The following is a 16803-nucleotide window of genomic DNA, read 5'->3' on the forward strand; positions in this document are numbered from 1 at the left end:
GATTCGGGGTTAGCCGATGTAAGTGGTCTTCACCGTGGTGTAGAACTCCGCCGCGTAGCGACCCTGCTCGCGCGAGCCGTAGGACGAGCCTTTGCGGCCACCGAACGGCACGTGGTAATCGACCCCGGCAGTGGGCAGATTGACCATGACCATGCCGGCCTGGGCATGACGCTTGAAGTGGTTGGCGTACTTCAGCGAGGTGGTGGCGATCCCGGCGGAGAGGCCGAATTCGGTGTCGTTGGCCATGGCCAGCGCGGCCTCGTAGTCCGCCACGCGCACCACGTTGGCCACCGGGCCGAAGATTTCCTCACGGCTGATGCGCATCTCGGCGGTGCTGTCGGCAAACAGCGTCGGCGCGAGGAAGTACCCTTCGGTGTCGCAGGTCACCAGACCACCACCGCTGACCAGGCGCGCACCCTCGTCCTGACCGATGCCGATGTAGCGCAGGTCCTGGTCGAGCTGAGCCTGGGAGACCACCGGGCCGATGTCGGTACCGGCCTTGAGGGCGTGGCCGACCTTGATCGATTTCATCCGCTCGGCCACCGCCTCGACAAACCTGTCGTGGATGCCCGCAGTGACGATCAGCCGACTGGACGCCGTGCAACGCTGGCCCGTGGAATAGAAGGCGCTCTGCACCGCCAACTCGACCGCCAGTTTCAGGTCCGCGTCGTCGAGGATCACCTGCGGGTTTTTGCCGCCCATCTCCAGCTGGACCTTGGCGCCACGGGCCACGCAGTTGGCGGCAATGGTGCGACCCACGCCGACCGAACCGGTGAAGCTGATGCCATCGACGCGCTTGTCACCGACGATGGCTTCACCCACTACCCGGCCACTGCCCATCACCAGGTTGAACACGCCGGCCGGGAAGCCGGCGCGGGAGATGATTTCGGCAATCGCCCAGGCGCAGCCCGGTACCAGATCCGCCGGTTTGAGCACCACGCAGTTGCCGTAGGCCAGAGCCGGGGCAACCTTCCAGGCGGGGATGGCGATCGGGAAGTTCCACGGGGTAATCAGGCCGACCACGCCCAGCGGCTCGCGGGTGACTTCCACCGATACGCCCGGACGCACCGACGGCAGGATCTCACCGGCCAGGCGCAGGCACTCACCGGCGAAGAACTTGAAGATGTTGCCGGCGCGGCTGACTTCGCCGATGGCTTCGGGCAGGGTCTTGCCCTCTTCCCGGGCCAGCAGGCTGCCGAGCTCCTCGCGGCGGGCGAGGATTTCGCTGCCGACCTTGTCCAGCGCATCGCTACGGGCCTGGATCCCCGATGTCGACCAGGCCGGGAACGCGGCGCGCGCGGCCTCGATGGCCTGCGCCACCTGGGCGGCGTCGGCCTGGGCATATTCACCCACCACGTCAGCAAGATCGGACGGGTTGATGTTCGCCGAATAGCTGGCACCGGCGACCCACTCGCCACCGATGTAATTGTCGTAACGCTTGCTATCTGCCACGAGGATTCTCCTGTCAGTCACGGGCGGCTTATTGCGCGCCCTGGGCCTTGATCAGCTCGGCGAGCATTTCGTACTCGTTGGGCAACAGATCGGTCAGCGGCGCACGCACCGGACCGGCGTCGTAGCCAGAGATTTTCGCCCCGGCCTTGACGATGCTCACGGCATAGCCGGCCTTGCGGTTACGGATATCCAGATACGGCAGGAAGAAGTCATCGATGATCTTGCCGACGGTTTCGTGGTCATCGCGGGCGATGGCACGGTAGAAGTCCATCGCGGTTTTCGGGATGAAGTTGAACACCGCCGAGGAATACACCGGCACACCCAGGGCCTTGTAGGCCGCGGCGTAGACTTCCGCGGTCGGCAGGCCGCCGAGGTAGCTGAAGCGCTCGCCGAGGCGGCGGCGGATCGACACCATCAGCTCGATATCGCCCAGGCCGTCCTTGTAGCCGATCAGGTTCGGACAGCGCTCGGCCAATTGCTCCAGCAGCGGCGCAGTCAGGCGGCAGACGTTGCGGTTGTAGACCACCACACCGATTTTCACCGACTTGCAGACTTGCTCAACGTGCGCAGCCACACCTTCCTGGCTGGCTTCGGTCAGGTAGTGCGGCAGCAGCAGCAAGCCCTTGGCACCCAGGCGCTCGGCTTCCTGGGCCATCTGGATGGCCTGACGGGTCGGACCACCGACACCGGCGAGAATCGGCACGGAGCCGGCGCAGGTGTCCACAGCGGTCTTGATGATCTGCGAATACTCGGCGCCATCGAGGGAAAAGAATTCGCCAGTGCCACCCGCCGCAAACAGTGCCGAAGCACCGTAGGGCGCCAGCCACTCCAGGCGGCGGGCGTAGCTGGCTGGGTTGAATTCACCCGCGGCAGTGAAGTCGGTTACCGGAAAGGACAGCAACCCGGAAGAGAGGATGGACTTGAGTTCTTGTGGATTCATTATTCGAACACCCTGAAAAGCAGTTATGAAGGTGGCCTGAGATCTTCGGCACGAGAGATACGTTATCGTACAACTATGAAGATTGCCAACAAGCAAATCATTCCGCCGGTCGCCGGCAGCGCCGGCAAATCACGCCAGGGCACCGAGGCATCCGCCCGTCGTGCCCTGTGCAAACCGCAAGAGCCCCTGATTACGGGCACCTCAAGGCCTTATACAATTTCAAAAGGCCACCACGGCAGCGCCCATACGACATCTTTTGGCCATACTAACGCGCCAGCCCGGTAGCGAATTTTCTACTTAAGTCACGTTGACAAGTCCTACAAGCCCTGATGAAATCGGGACAAGTCATACGACAACATATGACAACCCCCAATAAGAACAATCAAGATTCAGGGCTGCATCATGACCACGACTCCCACCGCCCATCCCCGTCTGCCGCGCCTGCTCCTGACCGGTGCTGCCGGAGGTCTCGGCAAGGTTCTGCGCCAGAGCCTGCGCCCTTACGCTGACGTGCTGCGTGTTTCCGATATCGCCGCCATGGACCCGGCCGCCGGCCCCCATGAAGAAGTGGTGCCCTGCGACCTGTCCGACAAGGCGGCCGTGCACGCCCTGGTCGAGGGTGTCGACGCCATCCTGCATTTCGGCGGCGTCTCGGTGGAGCGGCCCTTCGAGGAAATCCTCGGCGCCAACATCAGCGGCACCTTCCATATCTATGAAGCCGCTCGCCGTCACGGCGTAAAGCGCGTGGTGTTCGCCAGCTCCAACCATGTGATCGGCTTCTATAAGCAGGATGCGCCACTCGACGCCCACTCGCCGCGCCGCCCGGATGGCTACTACGGGCTGTCCAAGTCCTACGGCGAGGACATGGCCAACTTCTACTTCGACCGCTACGGCATCGAGACCGTGAGCATCCGCATTGGCTCCTCGTTCCCCGAGCCCGCCAACCGCCGAATGATGCACACCTGGCTGAGCTTCGCCGACCTGACCCAGCTGATCGAGAAATCCCTGTTCACCGCCAACGTCGGCCACACCGTGGTCTACGGCGTATCGGACAACGCCCAGGTGTGGTGGGACAACCGCTATGCCACGCACCTGGGCTTTGCCCCCCAGGACAGCTCTGAAGTGTTTCGCGCCAAGGTCGAAGCGCAGCCGCCCGTGGCCGCCGATGACCCGGCCGCGGTCTACCAGGGCGGTGCGTTTGTCGCCGCTGGCCCCTTCGAATAGGCCCCGCCCGTTCAACCTGGCCCGCGAACAACAATAAGAGACCGCGCCCATGCAAGCTGAACTGATAGTCGATGCACGCAACGCCGTGGGTGAAAGCCCGGTGTGGAACGCCCAGGAACAGGCCCTGTACTGGGCCGATATCCCGGCGCGCCGCCTGCACTGCTGGTCTGCCGCCGACGGCAGCAGCCGCAGCTGGCAAGCCGATGAGATGCTCGCCTGCATCGCCCGCCGGGCCGATGGCCAGGGCTGGATCGCCGGCATGCAGAGCGGCATCTTCCAGTTACAGCCGCAGCAGGATGGCAGCCTGCAGACCACGGCACTGGCCGGCGTCGAACATGCCCAGGCCGAGATGCGCTTCAACGATGGCCGCTGCGACCGCCAGGGCCGCTTCTGGGCCGGCAGCATGTGCCTCGACATGGCCGCCGGCGTGCCGGCCGGCGTGCTCTACCGCTTCGCAGACGGCCGGCTGAGCGCCCAGCTCGACGGCTTCATCGTGCCCAATGGCCTGGGCTTCAGCCCGGACGGCCGCACCCTGTACCTCTCCGACTCGCACCCCGACGTACAGGCTATCTGGGCCTTCGACTACGACACCGACAACGGCGAGCCACACAACCGCCGGCTGTTCGTCGACATGCGCCAGCACCTCGGCCGGCCAGACGGCGCCGCGATAGACGCCGACGGCTGCTACTGGATCTGCGGCAACGACGCCGGCCTGGTGCACCGCTTCACCCCTGCCGGAAAACTCGACCGATCACTGGCCGTACCGGTGAAGAAACCCGCCATGTGCGCCTTCGGCGGACCGGGCCTGGACACGCTGTTCGTCACCTCGATTCGCCCCGCCGGCGACCTCTCCGACCAGCCCCTGGCTGGCGGCGTGTTCGCCTTGCAACCGGGCGTGCGAGGTATCGAGGAGCCGTTGTTCAACGGCTGATTGCCAGCCATCGCTTCACGCTGTTCGCAGTACTGCACTCCTACAAAAACAAAACCGGAGAACCGTCATGAACTTCAAACGCAAATTGCTCATCGCCGCCCTGCCCTTTGCCTTCTGCCTGTCAGGCACCGCCCACGCCCTGAGCATCAAGTTCGCCGAAGTGCACCCCGCCGGCTATCCGCCGGTGGTGGCTGAACAAGCCATGGGCAAGAAGCTGGAAGAGCAATCCAAGGGCGAGATCACCTTCAAGATGTTCGCCGGTGGCGTGCTCGGCTCGGAAAAAGAAGTGGTCGAGCAGGTACAACTCGGCGCCATCCAGATGACCCGCGTCAGCCTGGGCATCGTCGGCCCGGTGGTGCCGGACGTTAACGTGTTCAACATGCCGTTCATCTTCCGCGACCAGAACCACATGCGCGCCGTGATCGACGGTCCGGTGGGCCAGGAGATTCTCGACAAGATCACTAACTCCGACTTCAACCTGGTGGCCCTGGCGTGGATGGATGGTGGCACCCGCAACCTCTACACCAAGACCCCGGTGCGCAAGATTGCGGACCTCAAGGGCATGAAGATTCGCGTGCAGGGCAACCCGCTGTTCGTCGACATGATGAACTCCATGGGCGGCAACGGTATCTCCATGGCCACGGGTGAAATCTTCAGCGCCCTGCAAACCGGCGTGATCGACGGTGCGGAAAACAACCCGCCAACCATGCTCGAACACAACCACTACCAGAACGCCAAGTTCTACACCCTGACCGGCCACCTGATCCTGCCGGAGCCGGTGGTGATGTCGAAAACCACCTGGGAAAAACTCACCCCCGAGCAACAAGCCCTGGTGCAAAAACTCGCCCGTGAGGCGCAGTTTGAAGAACGCAAACTGTGGGATGAAAAATCCGCCAGCGCCGAAGCCAAACTCAAAGCCGACGGCGTGGAATTCATCACCCTAAGCGATGCCGAGAAGAAAGAGTTCGTCGATGCCACAGCCCCGGTTCGGGCCCAGTACGGTGCGCCCTACGCTGAGCTGATCAAGCGCATCGAAGCTGTCCAATAAGCCCGTCACTCTGATAACGCCGCAGCACGGGGATCACCCCCGTTGCTGTGGCCGTGGTGAAGCCCCATGAGAAATACGCTGCTGCTCATAAATGACCAGATCTACCGCGCCTGCATCGGCATTGCCGGTGTGTCGATTCTGGTCATGACCCTGATTATTCCCTGGGGCATTTTTGCCCGTTACGTGCTGGGCAGCGGGTCCAGTTGGCCCGAGCCCACCGCCATTTTGCTGATGGTGGTGTTCACCTTTTTTGGCGCCGCGGCCAGTTACCGCGCCGGTGCCCATATGGCCGTCGGCATGGCAACCGAGCGCATGCCGCCGAACGTGCGCAAGCTGCTCGCGATTGTGGTGCAACTGCTGATGGCGCTGATCTGCGTGTTCATGATCGTCAAGGGTGCCAAATTGTGCGCCGGCACGTGGAACCAGTACCTCGGTGAAATGCCCTCACTGCGGGTTGGCATCTCGTACCTGCCGATCCCTATCGGTGGCGTGATCACGCTGATCTTCGTACTGGAAAAACTGCTCCTCGGCGACCAAAGCAAGCGCCGCGTCATGAGCTATGACGTTGAAGAAGCAATGGAGGCCAAGTAAATGGATGCGCTGATACTGTTGGGCAGTTTTATTGTGCTGATCCTGATCGGCATGCCAGTGGCCTATGCCCTGGGCCTGTCGGCGCTGATCGGTGCCTGGTGGATCGATATTCCGTTTGATGCCCTGATGATTCAGGTGGCAGGCGGCGTTAACAAATTCTCCCTGCTGGCCATTCCCTTCTTTGTGCTGGCCGGCGCGATCATGGCCGAAGGCGGCATGTCCCGGCGCCTGGTAGCCCTGGCTGGCGTGTGCGTGGGGTTCGTGCGCGGCGGTCTGTCGCTGGTCAACATCATGGCCTCGACCTTCTTCGGCGCCATCTCCGGCTCCTCGGTGGCGGATACCGCCTCGGTGGGTTCGGTGCTGATTCCGGAAATGGAAAAGGCCGGCTACCCGCGTGACTACTCCACCGCCGTGACCGTTAGCGGCTCGGTGCAGGCGCTGCTGACGCCGCCCAGCCACAACTCGGTGCTCTACTCGCTGGCCGCCGGCGGCAGCGTGTCGATCGCCTCGCTGTTCATCGCCGGCATCGGCCCCGGGCTGCTGCTGAGCGCGGTGATGATGGCCCTGTGCATGGTCTTCGCCCGTAAGCGCAATTACCCCAAAGGTGAAGTGATCCCGCTGCGCCAGGCGCTGAAAATCGCCGGCGAAGCCCTGTGGGGCCTGATGGCCATGGTGATCATCCTCGGCGGCATTCTCTCCGGCGTGTTCACCGCCACCGAGTCGGCGGCGATCGCCGTGGTCTGGTCGTTCTTCGTCACCATGTTTATCTACCGCGACTACAAGTGGCGCGACCTGCCCAAGCTGATGCACCGTGCGGGGCGAACCATCGCCATTGTGATGATCCTGATCGGCTTTGCCGCCAGCTTCGGCTACATCCTCACCTTGATGGAGATTCCCACCAAGATCACCGCCGTGTTCCTGACCCTGTCGGACAACCGCTACGTGATCCTGATGTGCATCAACGTGATGCTGTTGATGCTGGGCACCGTGATGGACATGGCGCCGCTGATCCTGATCCTCACCCCGATCCTGCTGCCAGTGATCACCGGCCTGGGTATCGATCCGGTGCACTTCGGCATGATCATGCTGGTCAACCTGGGCATCGGCCTGATCACACCGCCGGTAGGCGCGGTACTGTTCGTCGGCTCAGCCGTGGGCAAGGTGACGATCGAAGCCACCGTTAAAGCCCTGCTGCCGTTCTATGTGGCGCTGTTTGCAGTGCTGATGGCCGTGACCTATATCCCTGCCATCTCCCTGTGGCTGCCGAGCGTGGTGCTGTAAGCAGCATCCCCATCGGCCCGCCAACCGCCGCCTCAGGGCGGCGGTTGCGTCTTACCCCAAGGACGATCTCTGCGATGCCCACAGCCCTACCCTTCCCCCGCCTGCTGGCCGTGCTGATCCTGGTGTTCACCTCCAGCTCGTTCGCCGCCAACCACATCGCCGCGCGCATTGCCTTCGATCACCAGACCGGCCTGCTGCTGGCGATTCTGTGCCGCTCCGGCGTGACCCTGCTGCTGCTTGCCGGCCTGGTGCTGTGGCGGCGCGAGTCGCTGCGCCTGCCGCGAGGGAGCTGGGGCTGGCAACTGCTATTGGGGCTGCTTATCGCCCTGCAGAGCTTCTGCGTCTACTCGGCCGTGGCGCGCATACCGGTGGCCCTGGCGCTGCTGGTGGTGAACCTGGCACCGATCCTCCTCGCGCTGTTGACCTGGGCCCTCGGTGGCGCCGCGCCGACCCGGCGCACCGCGTTGCTGATGGGGATGATTCTGCTCGGCCTGGTTTTCGTCCTCGACGTACCCGCCCGCCTGGCCGGCCAGGCGGGCAGTGAGCCGCGCTGGCTGGCGGGGGTGCTGTTCGGCTTCAGTGCGGCGGCGGTCTTCGCCTGCGCCCTGTGGATCACCGACCACAAGCTGGCACGCATTCCCGGCACCGTGCGCAGCCTGCTGACCATGTCGGTGGTGTTCAGCAGCGCCGCGCTGGCTGGCAACAGTGGGCTGCTCGAAGGCGGCATGAGCCTACCCAATGCCAGTGCCGGATGGTGGGCGCTGGGCTGCCTGATCGTCCTCTACGGGATGGCCTTCTCGACGCTGTTCATCTGCATGACGCGGCTGGATCTGGCGCGCAACGCGCCGGTGATGAATGTCGAGCCAGTTGCCAGCCTGCTCTTCGGCTGGCTGATTCTCGACCAGCTACTCGCTGCCGGGCAGATCGTCGGCGGGGTGATCGTGCTCGCCGGTATCGTGCTGCTCACGTACCGCAAGCAGGCTTGAACGAGCATGCAGAGTCTTAGAGCGCTGCCGCTTCTTCGTGTGCCTGACGCAACCGCTCGCGGCTGTTGGTCAGGTGCAGGCGCATGGCGGCGCGGGCGGCATCGGAGTCCTGACGGGCAATCGCCTCGTAGATTTCCTCATGCTCGCGGCTAAGGCGCGCCAGGTAGTGCTGCTGGTCATCATGAGCCAGGCGCGCCGAATTGAGACGGGTGCGCGGAATGATGCTGGTGCCCAGGTGGGTCATGATGTCGGTGAAGTAGCGGTTGCCGGTGGCCAGGGCAATCTGCAGGTGGAACTGGAAGTCCGAGGCCACCGCGTCGCTGCGGTGCGCGGCACTGTGAAAGGTATCCAGCGCGGCACGCATGGCCGTCAGTTGCTCGGGGCTGCGGCGCGAAGCCGCCAGGCCGGCGGATTCCACTTCCAGGCTGATGCGCAGCTCGAGGATCGCCATCACATCGCGCAGGGTGACGATGGTGGCCGGATCGATGCGAAACCCACTGGGGCTCGGCGTATCGAGCACGAAGGTGCCGATGCCATGCCGTGTTTCCACCAGGCCGGCGGCCTGCAGGCGCGAAATCGCTTCACGCACCACGGTCCGGCTGACGCCCTGGGCTTCCATGATCGCCGACTCGGTCGGCAGCTTGTCGCCGCGCTTGATCTGGCCATCGATGATCTGCTGCGACAGCACGCTCACCAGCTCCTGCGCGAGACTGCGGTGTTTGCGGCGAGCGGGCAGCGGGGAGCTGGGGGTATCCATGTCTGGGGTCGGTCTCGGCGATCAGCGGTGCGGCCATCATATCCCAGGCAGTTGTACGACAACACCGTCAACAGCAGAAAACTCGGCGCCTTGCGCGCGCCCCACTCCGCCAACCCGTCAACAGGAAGCCCGCCATGACCGCCGCTGCGCTGATTCTCGAAGACACGCTGACGCGCCTGGTGCTGCGCCCCGACCTGGGCGGCAGCATCGCCAACTGGAGCCTGCGCAACAGCGGCCTGCCCCTGCTGCGGCACGCGGACCGAACCGCCCTGGAGGCGGCTACGCCACGTCGCCTGGGCTGTTTTCCGCTGCTGCCCTGGTCCAATCGCATCGACCAGGGCGGCTTCGCCAATCCGGATGCCTGGCTGGACCTCACGCCCAACAGCGATGATCCGTACCCGATCCACGGCACGGCCTGGCAACAGGCCTGGTCGGTCGTCGAGCAGAGCCGCCAGCAGGTGCTGTTGCGCCTGGACAGCGAGGAACCGTTCGCCTACAGCGCCGAACAGCGCATCCACCTGGACGGCGGGCGCCTGAGCATCGAACTGCAGGTCACCCATCGGGCCGCCGCACCGGCCTGGTATGGCCTGGGCCTGCACCCCTATTTCCCGCGCACCGCCAACACCCAGTTGCACGCCCCCGCCGCTGGCGTATGGCAGGGCGTCGGCGCCGCCCTGCCCAGTGAGCTGACGCCGCTGCCCAGTGGCTGGGACTTCCACGGCTTGCAGCGGCTGCCCGCAGAACGGGTGGACCATGCCTTCTCCGGCTGGAACGGCCAATGCCGCATTCATCAACCGGACCTCGGCTACGACCTGGATTGCAGCGCCAGCCATTGCGCCTATTACCTGCTGTTCACCCCGCCGGGGCAGGGTTTCTTCTGTATCGAGCCGGTCAGCCACCCAATCAACGCCCACCACCTGCCCGGCCGCCCCGGCCTGCGCCTGCTCACTGCCGGGCAAACGGCGCGCCTGAACTGGCACATGGCCTGTCGCCTGCTCGACTGAGCCCGCGGCGGAGTAGCACCATCGAGCGGCCATGAAAAAGGCCGCCCGAAGGCGGCCTTGTGCATAACGGCAACGCTTACTCGCGGTAGTCGTCCATCGGCACGCAGGCGCAGAACAGGTTGCGGTCGCCGTAGACGTTGTCCACGCGGTTCACCGCCGGCCAGTACTTGTGTGCGCGGGTGTGTTCGGACGGGGTCACGGCCACCTCGATGCTGTACGGACGCTCCCACACCCCGGTCACGTCGGCCAGGCTGTGCGGCGCGCGCTTAAGCGGGTTGTCCTCGGCCGGCCATTCACCGCTGGCGACTTTGCCGATCTCGGCGCGGATGCTCAGCATCGCCTCGATGAAACGATCCAGCTCTTCCTTGGACTCGCTCTCCGTGGGCTCGATCATCAGCGTGCCCGGTACCGGGAAGCTCATGGTCGGCGCGTGGAAGCCGTAGTCCATCAGGCGCTTAGCCACGTCTTCCTCGCTGATCCCGGTTTCCGCCTTGAGCGGACGCAGGTCGAGGATGCACTCGTGCGCGACGCGCTCGTTGCGGCCGGTGTAGAGCACCGGGAAGGCGCCGGTCAGCTGGCTGGCCAGGTAGTTGGCGTTGAGGATCGCCACTTCTGTGGCATCGGCCAGTTGCGGGCCCATCATGGCGATGTACATCCAGCTGATCGGCAGGATGCTCGCGCTGCCCCACGGCGCAGCGCTGACCGCGGTGTTCTGCGGGTTCGGGCCCTGCAGCTCGACCACCGGGTGGTTGGCGACGAAAGGTGCCAGGTGCGCACGCACACCAATCGGGCCCATGCCCGGGCCACCACCGCCGTGGGGGATGCAGAAGGTCTTGTGCAGGTTCATGTGCGACACGTCGGCGCCGATATCAGCCGGACGGGCCAGGCCAACCTGCGCGTTCAAGTTGGCGCCGTCCATGTACACCTGGCCGCCAGCCGCGTGGATTACCTCGCAGATTTCGCGGATGCCTTCCTCGTACACGCCGTGGGTCGAGGGGTAGGTGATCATCAGGCAGGCCAGCTTGTCGGCGGCCTCGGCCACCTTGGCCTTGAGGTCGTCGAGGTCGACGTTGCCAGCGGCGTCGCAGTTCACCACCACCACGCGCATGCTCAGCATCTGCGCGGTGGCCGGGTTGGTGCCGTGGGCCGAGGCCGGGATCAGGCAGATGTCGCGGTGCTCGTCGCCGCGGCTCTGGTGGTATTTGCGAATTGCCAGCAGGCCGGCGTATTCGCCCTGGGCACCGGAGTTAGGCTGGGTGCAGATGGCGTCGAAACCGGTGATGGCGCGCAGCCACTCTTCCAGCTCGTCGATCATCAGCTTGTAGCCCTGGGCCTGCTCAACCGGCACGAAGGGGTGCAGGTTGGCGAACTCCGGCCAGGTCACCGGGATCATCTCGCTGGTGGCGTTGAGCTTCATGGTGCAGGAGCCCAGCGGGATCATCGACTGGTTCAGCGCCAGGTCCTTGTTCTCCAGGCGCTTGAGGTAGCGCAGCATGGCGGTTTCGCTGTGGTGCGTGTTGAACACCGGGTGGCTCAGGTAGCTGGAACTGCGCAGCAGCGCGGTGGGGATGCCCTGGGGCAGCTCACCGGCATCCAGCTCGGCAATCGACAGGCCGTGGTCGGCGCCGAGGAAGATCGCCAGCAGCTGCTCGACGGTCTGCTCGCTGCAGGTTTCGTCCAGGCTCACGCCCAGCTTGCCGCGACCGAGGATGCGCAGGTTGATCTGCGCGGCCTTGGCCGACTCGATGATGGCGGTCTGGATGCCACCGACGTCGAGGGTCAGGGTGTCGAAGAAATGCTGGTTGTCGCGCTTGATGCCCTTCTGCTCGAGGCCGGCGGCGAGGATCGCGGTCAGCCGGTGTACGCGCTGGGCGATGCGTTTGAGGCCTTGCGGGCCGTGGTAGACGGCGTAGCAGCTGGCCATGTTGGCCAGCAGCACCTGCGAGGTGCAGATATTGGAGTTGGCCTTCTCGCGGCGGATGTGTTGCTCGCGGGTCTGCAGGGCCATGCGCAGTGCGGTGTTGCCACGGGCGTCCTTGGACACGCCGATGATGCGCCCCGGCATGGCGCGCTTGTAGGCATCGCTGGTGGCGAAGAACGCCGCGTGCGGGCCGCCGTAACCCATCGGCACGCCGAAGCGCTGCGCGGAGCCGAACACCACGTCGGCACCCAGCTCACCCGGCGGGGTCAGCAGCAGCAGCGACAGCAGGTCGGCGGCGACGCAGGCCAGGGCGTTCTGATCGTGCAGCTGCTGGATCAGCGGACGCAGGTCGCGGATCTCGCCGTGGGTGTCCGGGTACTGCAGCAGCGCGCCGAACACCTGGTGCTGGCTCAGCTCGTCGAGCGGGCCAACCACCACGTCGAGGCCGAAGCCCTCGGCACGGGTCTGGACCACGGAGATGGTCTGCGGGTGGCAGTTCTCGTCGACGAAGAACAGGTTGCTCTTCGACTTCGCCACGCGCTTGGCCAGGCCCATGGCCTCGCCGGCGGCAGTGGCTTCGTCGAGCAGCGAGGCGCTGGCCAGATCCAGGCCGGTGAGGTCGATGGTCAGTTGCTGGAAGTTCAGCAGCGCCTCCAGGCGGCCCTGGGCGATTTCCGGCTGGTACGGGGTGTAGGCGGTGTACCAGCCCGGGTTCTCCAGCACGTTGCGCAGGATCACCGCCGGGGTCAGGGTACCGTGGTAGCCCATGCCGATGAGGCTGGTCCACTGCTGGTTCTGCTCGGCATAGCCCTTGAGCTTGGCCAGGGCCGCACGCTCGTCCAGCGCCACCGGCAGGTCCAGCGGGCGGTTCAGGCGAATGGCCGGCGGCACGGTCTGCACGATCAGCTCGTCGCGGCTGGCTACACCGAGGGCGGACAGCATGGCCTGCTGTTCGCCGGCATCCGGGCCGAGGTGACGACGCAGGAAGGCATCGGGCTGGTGCAGCTGGGCAAGACTGGGCGTCTGGGACATGGCGGGGCTCTCGAAAAATGACAGAGCCTCGACTAGCGAGGCTCGACAGCGGAAATCGTCAGGCCGTGCAACACGCGCGGCGCTTGAACTCAGGCGTCGGCGGAACTGGCGGCTTTATAGGCGCCAGCGTCGAGCAGGCCGTCGAGGTCGCCGGCATTGTTCGGCTTGAGCTTGAAGAACCAGGCGCTGTAGGGCTCGCCGTTGACCAGTTCAGGGCTGTCGGACAGGGCCTCGTTGACTGCGATCACTTCGCCGGCGATCGGCGCGTAGATGTCCGAAGCGGCCTTCACCGACTCCACCACACCGGCTTCCTGGCCAGCGGCCAGTTGCTTGCCGACTTCCGGCAGCTCGACGTAGACCACGTCGCCCAGGGCTTCCTGCGCGTGGTCGGAGATGCCCACGGTGACGCTACCGTCGGCTTCCAGGCGGGCCCACTCGTGGCTGGCGGCGTAACGCAGATCGGCGGGGATAGTGCTCATGTCGGAATCCTCGAAATCAGGGGGCGGACAACCCGCCGGGAAAATTTAGCAGTCAGATAACAGCTTTGCCGTTACGTACAAAGTTCGCTTGCACGACCCGCACCGGGTACCACTTGCCACGGATCTCCACCTCGGCGCGTTCGCCGGTGGCGGCTGGCACGCGGGCCAGGGCGATGGACTTGCCCAGGGTCGGCGAGAAGCTGCCACTGGTGATCTCGCCTTCGCCGACGCCGTCGATGCGCACAACCTGGTGGGCACGCAGCACGCCGCGTTCTTCCAGCACCAGGCCGACCAGCTTGGGCTGGTCACCGGCGGCGCGCTGGGTTTCCAGGGCGCTGCGGCCGACGAAGTCACGCTCGGCCGGCTCCCAGGCGATGGTCCAGGCCATGTTGGCGGCCAGCGGCGAGACATCGTCGGTCATGTCCTGGCCGTACAGGTTCATCCCGGCTTCCAGGCGCAGGGTGTCGCGGGCACCGAGGCCGATCGGGGCGATACCGGCGCCGACCAGTTCGGCGAGGAACGCCGCGGCTTCGCCGGCTGGCAGCATGATTTCCAGGCCGTCTTCACCGGTGTAGCCGGTACGGGCGATGAACCAGTCGCCTTCCGGCAGGCCCTGGAACACCTTGAGTTCGTGAATGATCGCGGCACGCGCGGCGCTGACCAGCTCGGCGGTCTTGGCGCGGGCATTGGGGCCCTGGATGGCGAGCATGGCCAGCTCGGGGCGCTCGGTCAGGGTGACGTCGAAACCGCTGGTGCGGGCCTGCATCCAGGCCAGGTCCTTGTCGCGGGTGGCGGCGTTGACCACCACGCGATAGCCCCAATCGGTGAGGTAGACGATGAGGTCGTCGACCACGCCGCCGCGCTCGTTGAGCATGCCGCTGTAGAGGGCCTTGCCTGGGGTTTTCAGGCGATCCACGTCGTTGGCCAGCAGGTACTGCAGCCAGGCCTTGGCCTGGGGACCGGTCACGTCGACCACGGTCATGTGGGACACGTCGAATACCCCGCAATCGCGACGCACCTGGTGGTGCTCTTCGACTTGCGAGCCGTAATGCAGTGGCATGTCCCAGCCACCGAAATCGACCATCTTGGCGCCAAGCGCCAGATGCTGTTCGTACAGAGGGGTACGCTGTCCCATGGAAAACTCCTTGTGCTAGACGCCCGCCCGCGCCGGCCGTGGCCTGCAGCGGAAGCGGGATGCATGGTCGGGCCGCGTCGGCAGGCGCGCATTGTAGCCCCGGCGCAGCACTTGGTCACCACGCAAGGTGCGGGTCAGCGTCAGGATTTCGCGAGCTAGAGACGGGCAAGGCGCAACGACCAGCGGGAGTAACAGCCATAGGCTGACCCGAAGGGTGAGCGCCAGCGAATCAAGGCGCGAGGCCGCGGAGTTTACTGGCTGTAAATGAGCAGGCCGAGCGCCCTTGACCAGCCGGAGCTGTTACTGCGTTTCAACGCAGCCCGGCCGACGCGCAGCAAATCCTAATGCCCTGGTTGGCGCGCCGAGCGGCGAATCAGGCCTATCACCGGCAGCAGGCCGACCAGCACCAAGGTCAGTGCGGGCAGTGCGGCACGGGCCCATTCGCCCTCGCTGGTCATCTCGAAAATCCGCACCGACAGGGTGTCCCAGCCAAAGGGGCGCATCAGCAGGGTGGCCGGCATTTCCTTGAGTACATCGACAAACACCAGCAGCGCGGCAGACAGCGCGCCCGGCACCAGCAAGGGCAGGTAGACCCGCAAGAACAGCCGCGGCCCGCCCACACCGAGGATGCGCGAGGCCTCCGGCAGCGATGGGCGAATACGCGCCAGGCTGTTTTCCAGAGGCCCATAGGCCACCGCCATGAAGCGAATCAGGTAGGCCAGCAACAACGCAGCCAGGCTTCCCAGCAGCAGTGGCTGGCCGGCGCCACCTAGCCAGATGGAGAGCGGGATCACCAGCTGTTTGTCGAGGTAACTGAACGCCAGCATGATCGCCACCGCCAGCACCGAGCCCGGCAGGGCGTAACCGAGATTGGCCAGGCTGACCGCGCCACGGATCGGTCGGGTCGGCGCCTGGCGACGGGCGAAGGCCAGCAGCAGCGCCACCACCACGGTGATCAGCGCCGCCAGGCCGCCCAGGGAGAGGGTGTGCAGGATCAGGCCGATGTAGCGCTCATCCAGATCGAAGCGGCCACGCTGCCAGAACCAGGCGAGCAGCTGCAGCAACGGCACGACGAAGGCGCAGGCGAACACCAGGCCACACCAGCCACTGGCCAGCGCCGCTTTCCAGCCGTGCAGGTGATACAGCGCCTTGCCACGCGGACGCTCGTTGCTCGGCCGGCTGGCGCCGCGCGCCCGGCGCTCGCCATAAAGCACCAGCAGCACCGCGAGCAGCAGCAGACTGGCCAGTTGGGTAGCGCTGGACAGGCTGTAGAAGCCGTACCAGGTCTTGTAGATGGCAGTGGTGAAGGTATCGAAGTTGAACACCGCCACCGCGCCGAAATCGGCCAGGGTTTCCATGATCGCCAGGGCCAGGCCGGCGCCAATCGCCGGTCGCGCCATCGGCAACGCCACGCGCCAGAACGCCTGCCAGGGCGATTGGCCGAGCACTCGCGCCGCTTCCATCAAGCCCTTGCCCTGGGCCAGGAACGCGCCACGGGCAAGCAGGTAGACGTAGGGATAGAACACCAGCACCAGCACGACGATCACCCCGCCGGTGGAGCGCACCCGGGGAAAGCGAATACCGCTACCGAACCATTCACGCGCCAGGCTTTGCACCGGCCCGGAGAAGTCGAACAGGCCAATGAAGACGAAGGCCAGCACATAGGCCGGAATGGCGAACGGCAACATCAGCGCCCAGTCCAGCCAGCGCCGCCCGGGGAACTCGCAGAGGCTGGTGAGCCAGGCCAGGCTGACGCCGAGGCCAACCACGCCGACGGAGACGCCTAGCACCAGCACCAGGGTATTGCCGAGCAGGCGCGGCATCTGCGTGGCCCACAGGTGCGCCCAGATTTCCTGGTCGATCTGCTGCCACGACAGCAGCAGTACCGACAGCGGCAGCAGCACCAGCGCAGCGATGGCAAAGGCGATGGGGTACCAGCGGCGTTGGGCGGGATGGGCCACGCAGACTCCTCGGCGGTGGAAACGAAACGCCCCGGGCAGGCCGGGGCGTCGAGTATAACGA

14 protein-coding genes are annotated in these 16803 nt (G+C 65.3%); 7 read left to right on the forward strand and 7 right to left on the reverse strand.

The window, feature by feature from the left end; translation table 11 throughout:
- Positions 1–9: 9 nt before the first annotated feature.
- Together H3H51_RS03035 and kdgD are read right to left on the reverse strand one after the other, a co-directional pair.
- On the reverse strand, positions 10–1452 hold the full coding sequence (locus H3H51_RS03035) for an aldehyde dehydrogenase family protein (RefSeq protein WP_183087537.1): 1443 nt from the start codon (positions 1450–1452) through the stop codon (positions 10–12).
- Positions 1453–1480: 28 nt separating this feature from the next.
- On the reverse strand, positions 1481–2392 hold the full coding sequence (kdgD, locus tag H3H51_RS03040) for a 5-dehydro-4-deoxyglucarate dehydratase (RefSeq protein ID WP_183087538.1): 912 nt from the start codon (positions 2390–2392) through the stop codon (positions 1481–1483).
- Between the two features lie 402 nt (positions 2393–2794).
- On the opposite strand from kdgD, the gene H3H51_RS03045 reads away from it, so the two are divergent.
- The 6 genes from H3H51_RS03045 to H3H51_RS03070 all read left to right on the forward strand — a co-directional run bounded on the left by H3H51_RS03045 (position 2795) and on the right by H3H51_RS03070 (position 8453).
- On the forward strand, positions 2795–3616 hold the full coding sequence (locus H3H51_RS03045) for an NAD-dependent epimerase/dehydratase family protein (RefSeq protein ID WP_183087539.1): 822 nt from the start codon (positions 2795–2797) through the stop codon (positions 3614–3616).
- Positions 3617–3665: 49 nt separating this feature from the next.
- Positions 3666–4547, forward strand: coding sequence for an SMP-30/gluconolactonase/LRE family protein (locus H3H51_RS03050; RefSeq protein ID WP_183087540.1), 882 nt, complete (start codon positions 3666–3668; stop codon positions 4545–4547).
- A 67-nt stretch (positions 4548–4614) separates the two neighbouring features.
- The gene (locus tag H3H51_RS03055) at positions 4615–5595 is read left to right on the forward strand and encodes a TRAP transporter substrate-binding protein (RefSeq protein ID WP_183087541.1); all 981 of its coding nucleotides are present in this window, start codon (positions 4615–4617) and stop codon (positions 5593–5595) included.
- Between the two features lie 66 nt (positions 5596–5661).
- Entirely contained in the window at positions 5662–6186 is a 525-nt protein-coding gene (locus tag H3H51_RS03060; RefSeq protein WP_183087542.1) for a TRAP transporter small permease, read from the forward strand.
- The gene (locus tag H3H51_RS03065; RefSeq protein ID WP_183087543.1) at positions 6187–7467 is read left to right on the forward strand and encodes a TRAP transporter large permease; all 1281 of its coding nucleotides are present in this window, start codon (positions 6187–6189) and stop codon (positions 7465–7467) included.
- A gap of 74 nt (positions 7468–7541) precedes the next feature.
- Entirely contained in the window at positions 7542–8453 is a 912-nt protein-coding gene (locus H3H51_RS03070) for an EamA family transporter (protein ID WP_183087544.1), read from the forward strand.
- A 16-nt stretch (positions 8454–8469) separates the two neighbouring features.
- On the opposite strand, the gene H3H51_RS03075 is transcribed toward H3H51_RS03070, so the two are convergent.
- Positions 8470–9210, reverse strand: coding sequence for a FadR/GntR family transcriptional regulator (locus H3H51_RS03075; RefSeq protein ID WP_183087545.1), 741 nt, complete (start codon positions 9208–9210; stop codon positions 8470–8472).
- A gap of 134 nt (positions 9211–9344) precedes the next feature.
- On the opposite strand from H3H51_RS03075, the gene H3H51_RS03080 reads away from it, so the two are divergent.
- Entirely contained in the window at positions 9345–10214 is an 870-nt protein-coding gene (locus H3H51_RS03080) for an aldose 1-epimerase (RefSeq protein ID WP_183087546.1), read from the forward strand.
- A gap of 76 nt (positions 10215–10290) precedes the next feature.
- On the opposite strand, the gene gcvP is transcribed toward H3H51_RS03080, so the two are convergent.
- The 4 genes from gcvP to H3H51_RS03100 all read right to left on the reverse strand — a co-directional run bounded on the left by gcvP (position 10291) and on the right by H3H51_RS03100 (position 16742).
- On the reverse strand, positions 10291–13167 hold the full coding sequence (gene gcvP / locus H3H51_RS03085; RefSeq protein WP_183087547.1) for an aminomethyl-transferring glycine dehydrogenase: 2877 nt from the start codon (positions 13165–13167) through the stop codon (positions 10291–10293).
- An 89-nt stretch (positions 13168–13256) separates the two neighbouring features.
- On the reverse strand, positions 13257–13646 hold the full coding sequence (gene gcvH, locus H3H51_RS03090) for a glycine cleavage system protein GcvH (protein ID WP_183087548.1): 390 nt from the start codon (positions 13644–13646) through the stop codon (positions 13257–13259).
- A 52-nt stretch (positions 13647–13698) separates the two neighbouring features.
- Positions 13699–14781, reverse strand: coding sequence for a glycine cleavage system aminomethyltransferase GcvT (gene gcvT, locus H3H51_RS03095; protein WP_183087549.1), 1083 nt, complete (start codon positions 14779–14781; stop codon positions 13699–13701).
- A gap of 341 nt (positions 14782–15122) precedes the next feature.
- The gene (locus H3H51_RS03100; RefSeq protein WP_183087550.1) at positions 15123–16742 is read right to left on the reverse strand and encodes an ABC transporter permease; all 1620 of its coding nucleotides are present in this window, start codon (positions 16740–16742) and stop codon (positions 15123–15125) included.
- Positions 16743–16803 lie beyond the last annotated feature (61 nt).

It is taken from the genome of Aquipseudomonas ullengensis (genome assembly GCF_014174475.1).
Taxonomy (GTDB): Bacteria; Pseudomonadota; Gammaproteobacteria; order Pseudomonadales; family Pseudomonadaceae; genus Aquipseudomonas; species Aquipseudomonas ullengensis.

Coding starts and splice junctions, on each gene's coding strand:
- H3H51_RS03075 (WP_183087545.1), bottom strand. CDS start 9,210: ATGGATACCCCCAGCTCCCCGCTGCCCGCTCGCCGCAAACACCGCAGT.
- gcvH (WP_183087548.1), bottom strand. CDS start 13,646: ATGAGCACTATCCCCGCCGATCTGCGTTACGCCGCCAGCCACGAGTGG.
- gcvT (WP_183087549.1), bottom strand. CDS start 14,781: ATGGGACAGCGTACCCCTCTGTACGAACAGCATCTGGCGCTTGGCGCC.
- H3H51_RS03060 (WP_183087542.1), top strand. CDS start 5,662: ATGAGAAATACGCTGCTGCTCATAAATGACCAGATCTACCGCGCCTGC.
- kdgD (WP_183087538.1), bottom strand. CDS start 2,392: ATGAATCCACAAGAACTCAAGTCCATCCTCTCTTCCGGGTTGCTGTCC.
- H3H51_RS03080 (WP_183087546.1), top strand. CDS start 9,345: ATGACCGCCGCTGCGCTGATTCTCGAAGACACGCTGACGCGCCTGGTG.
- H3H51_RS03055 (WP_183087541.1), top strand. CDS start 4,615: ATGAACTTCAAACGCAAATTGCTCATCGCCGCCCTGCCCTTTGCCTTC.
- H3H51_RS03070 (WP_183087544.1), top strand. CDS start 7,542: ATGCCCACAGCCCTACCCTTCCCCCGCCTGCTGGCCGTGCTGATCCTG.
- H3H51_RS03045 (WP_183087539.1), top strand. CDS start 2,795: ATGACCACGACTCCCACCGCCCATCCCCGTCTGCCGCGCCTGCTCCTG.
- H3H51_RS03065 (WP_183087543.1), top strand. CDS start 6,187: ATGGATGCGCTGATACTGTTGGGCAGTTTTATTGTGCTGATCCTGATC.
- H3H51_RS03050 (WP_183087540.1), top strand. CDS start 3,666: ATGCAAGCTGAACTGATAGTCGATGCACGCAACGCCGTGGGTGAAAGC.
- gcvP (WP_183087547.1), bottom strand. CDS start 13,167: ATGTCCCAGACGCCCAGTCTTGCCCAGCTGCACCAGCCCGATGCCTTC.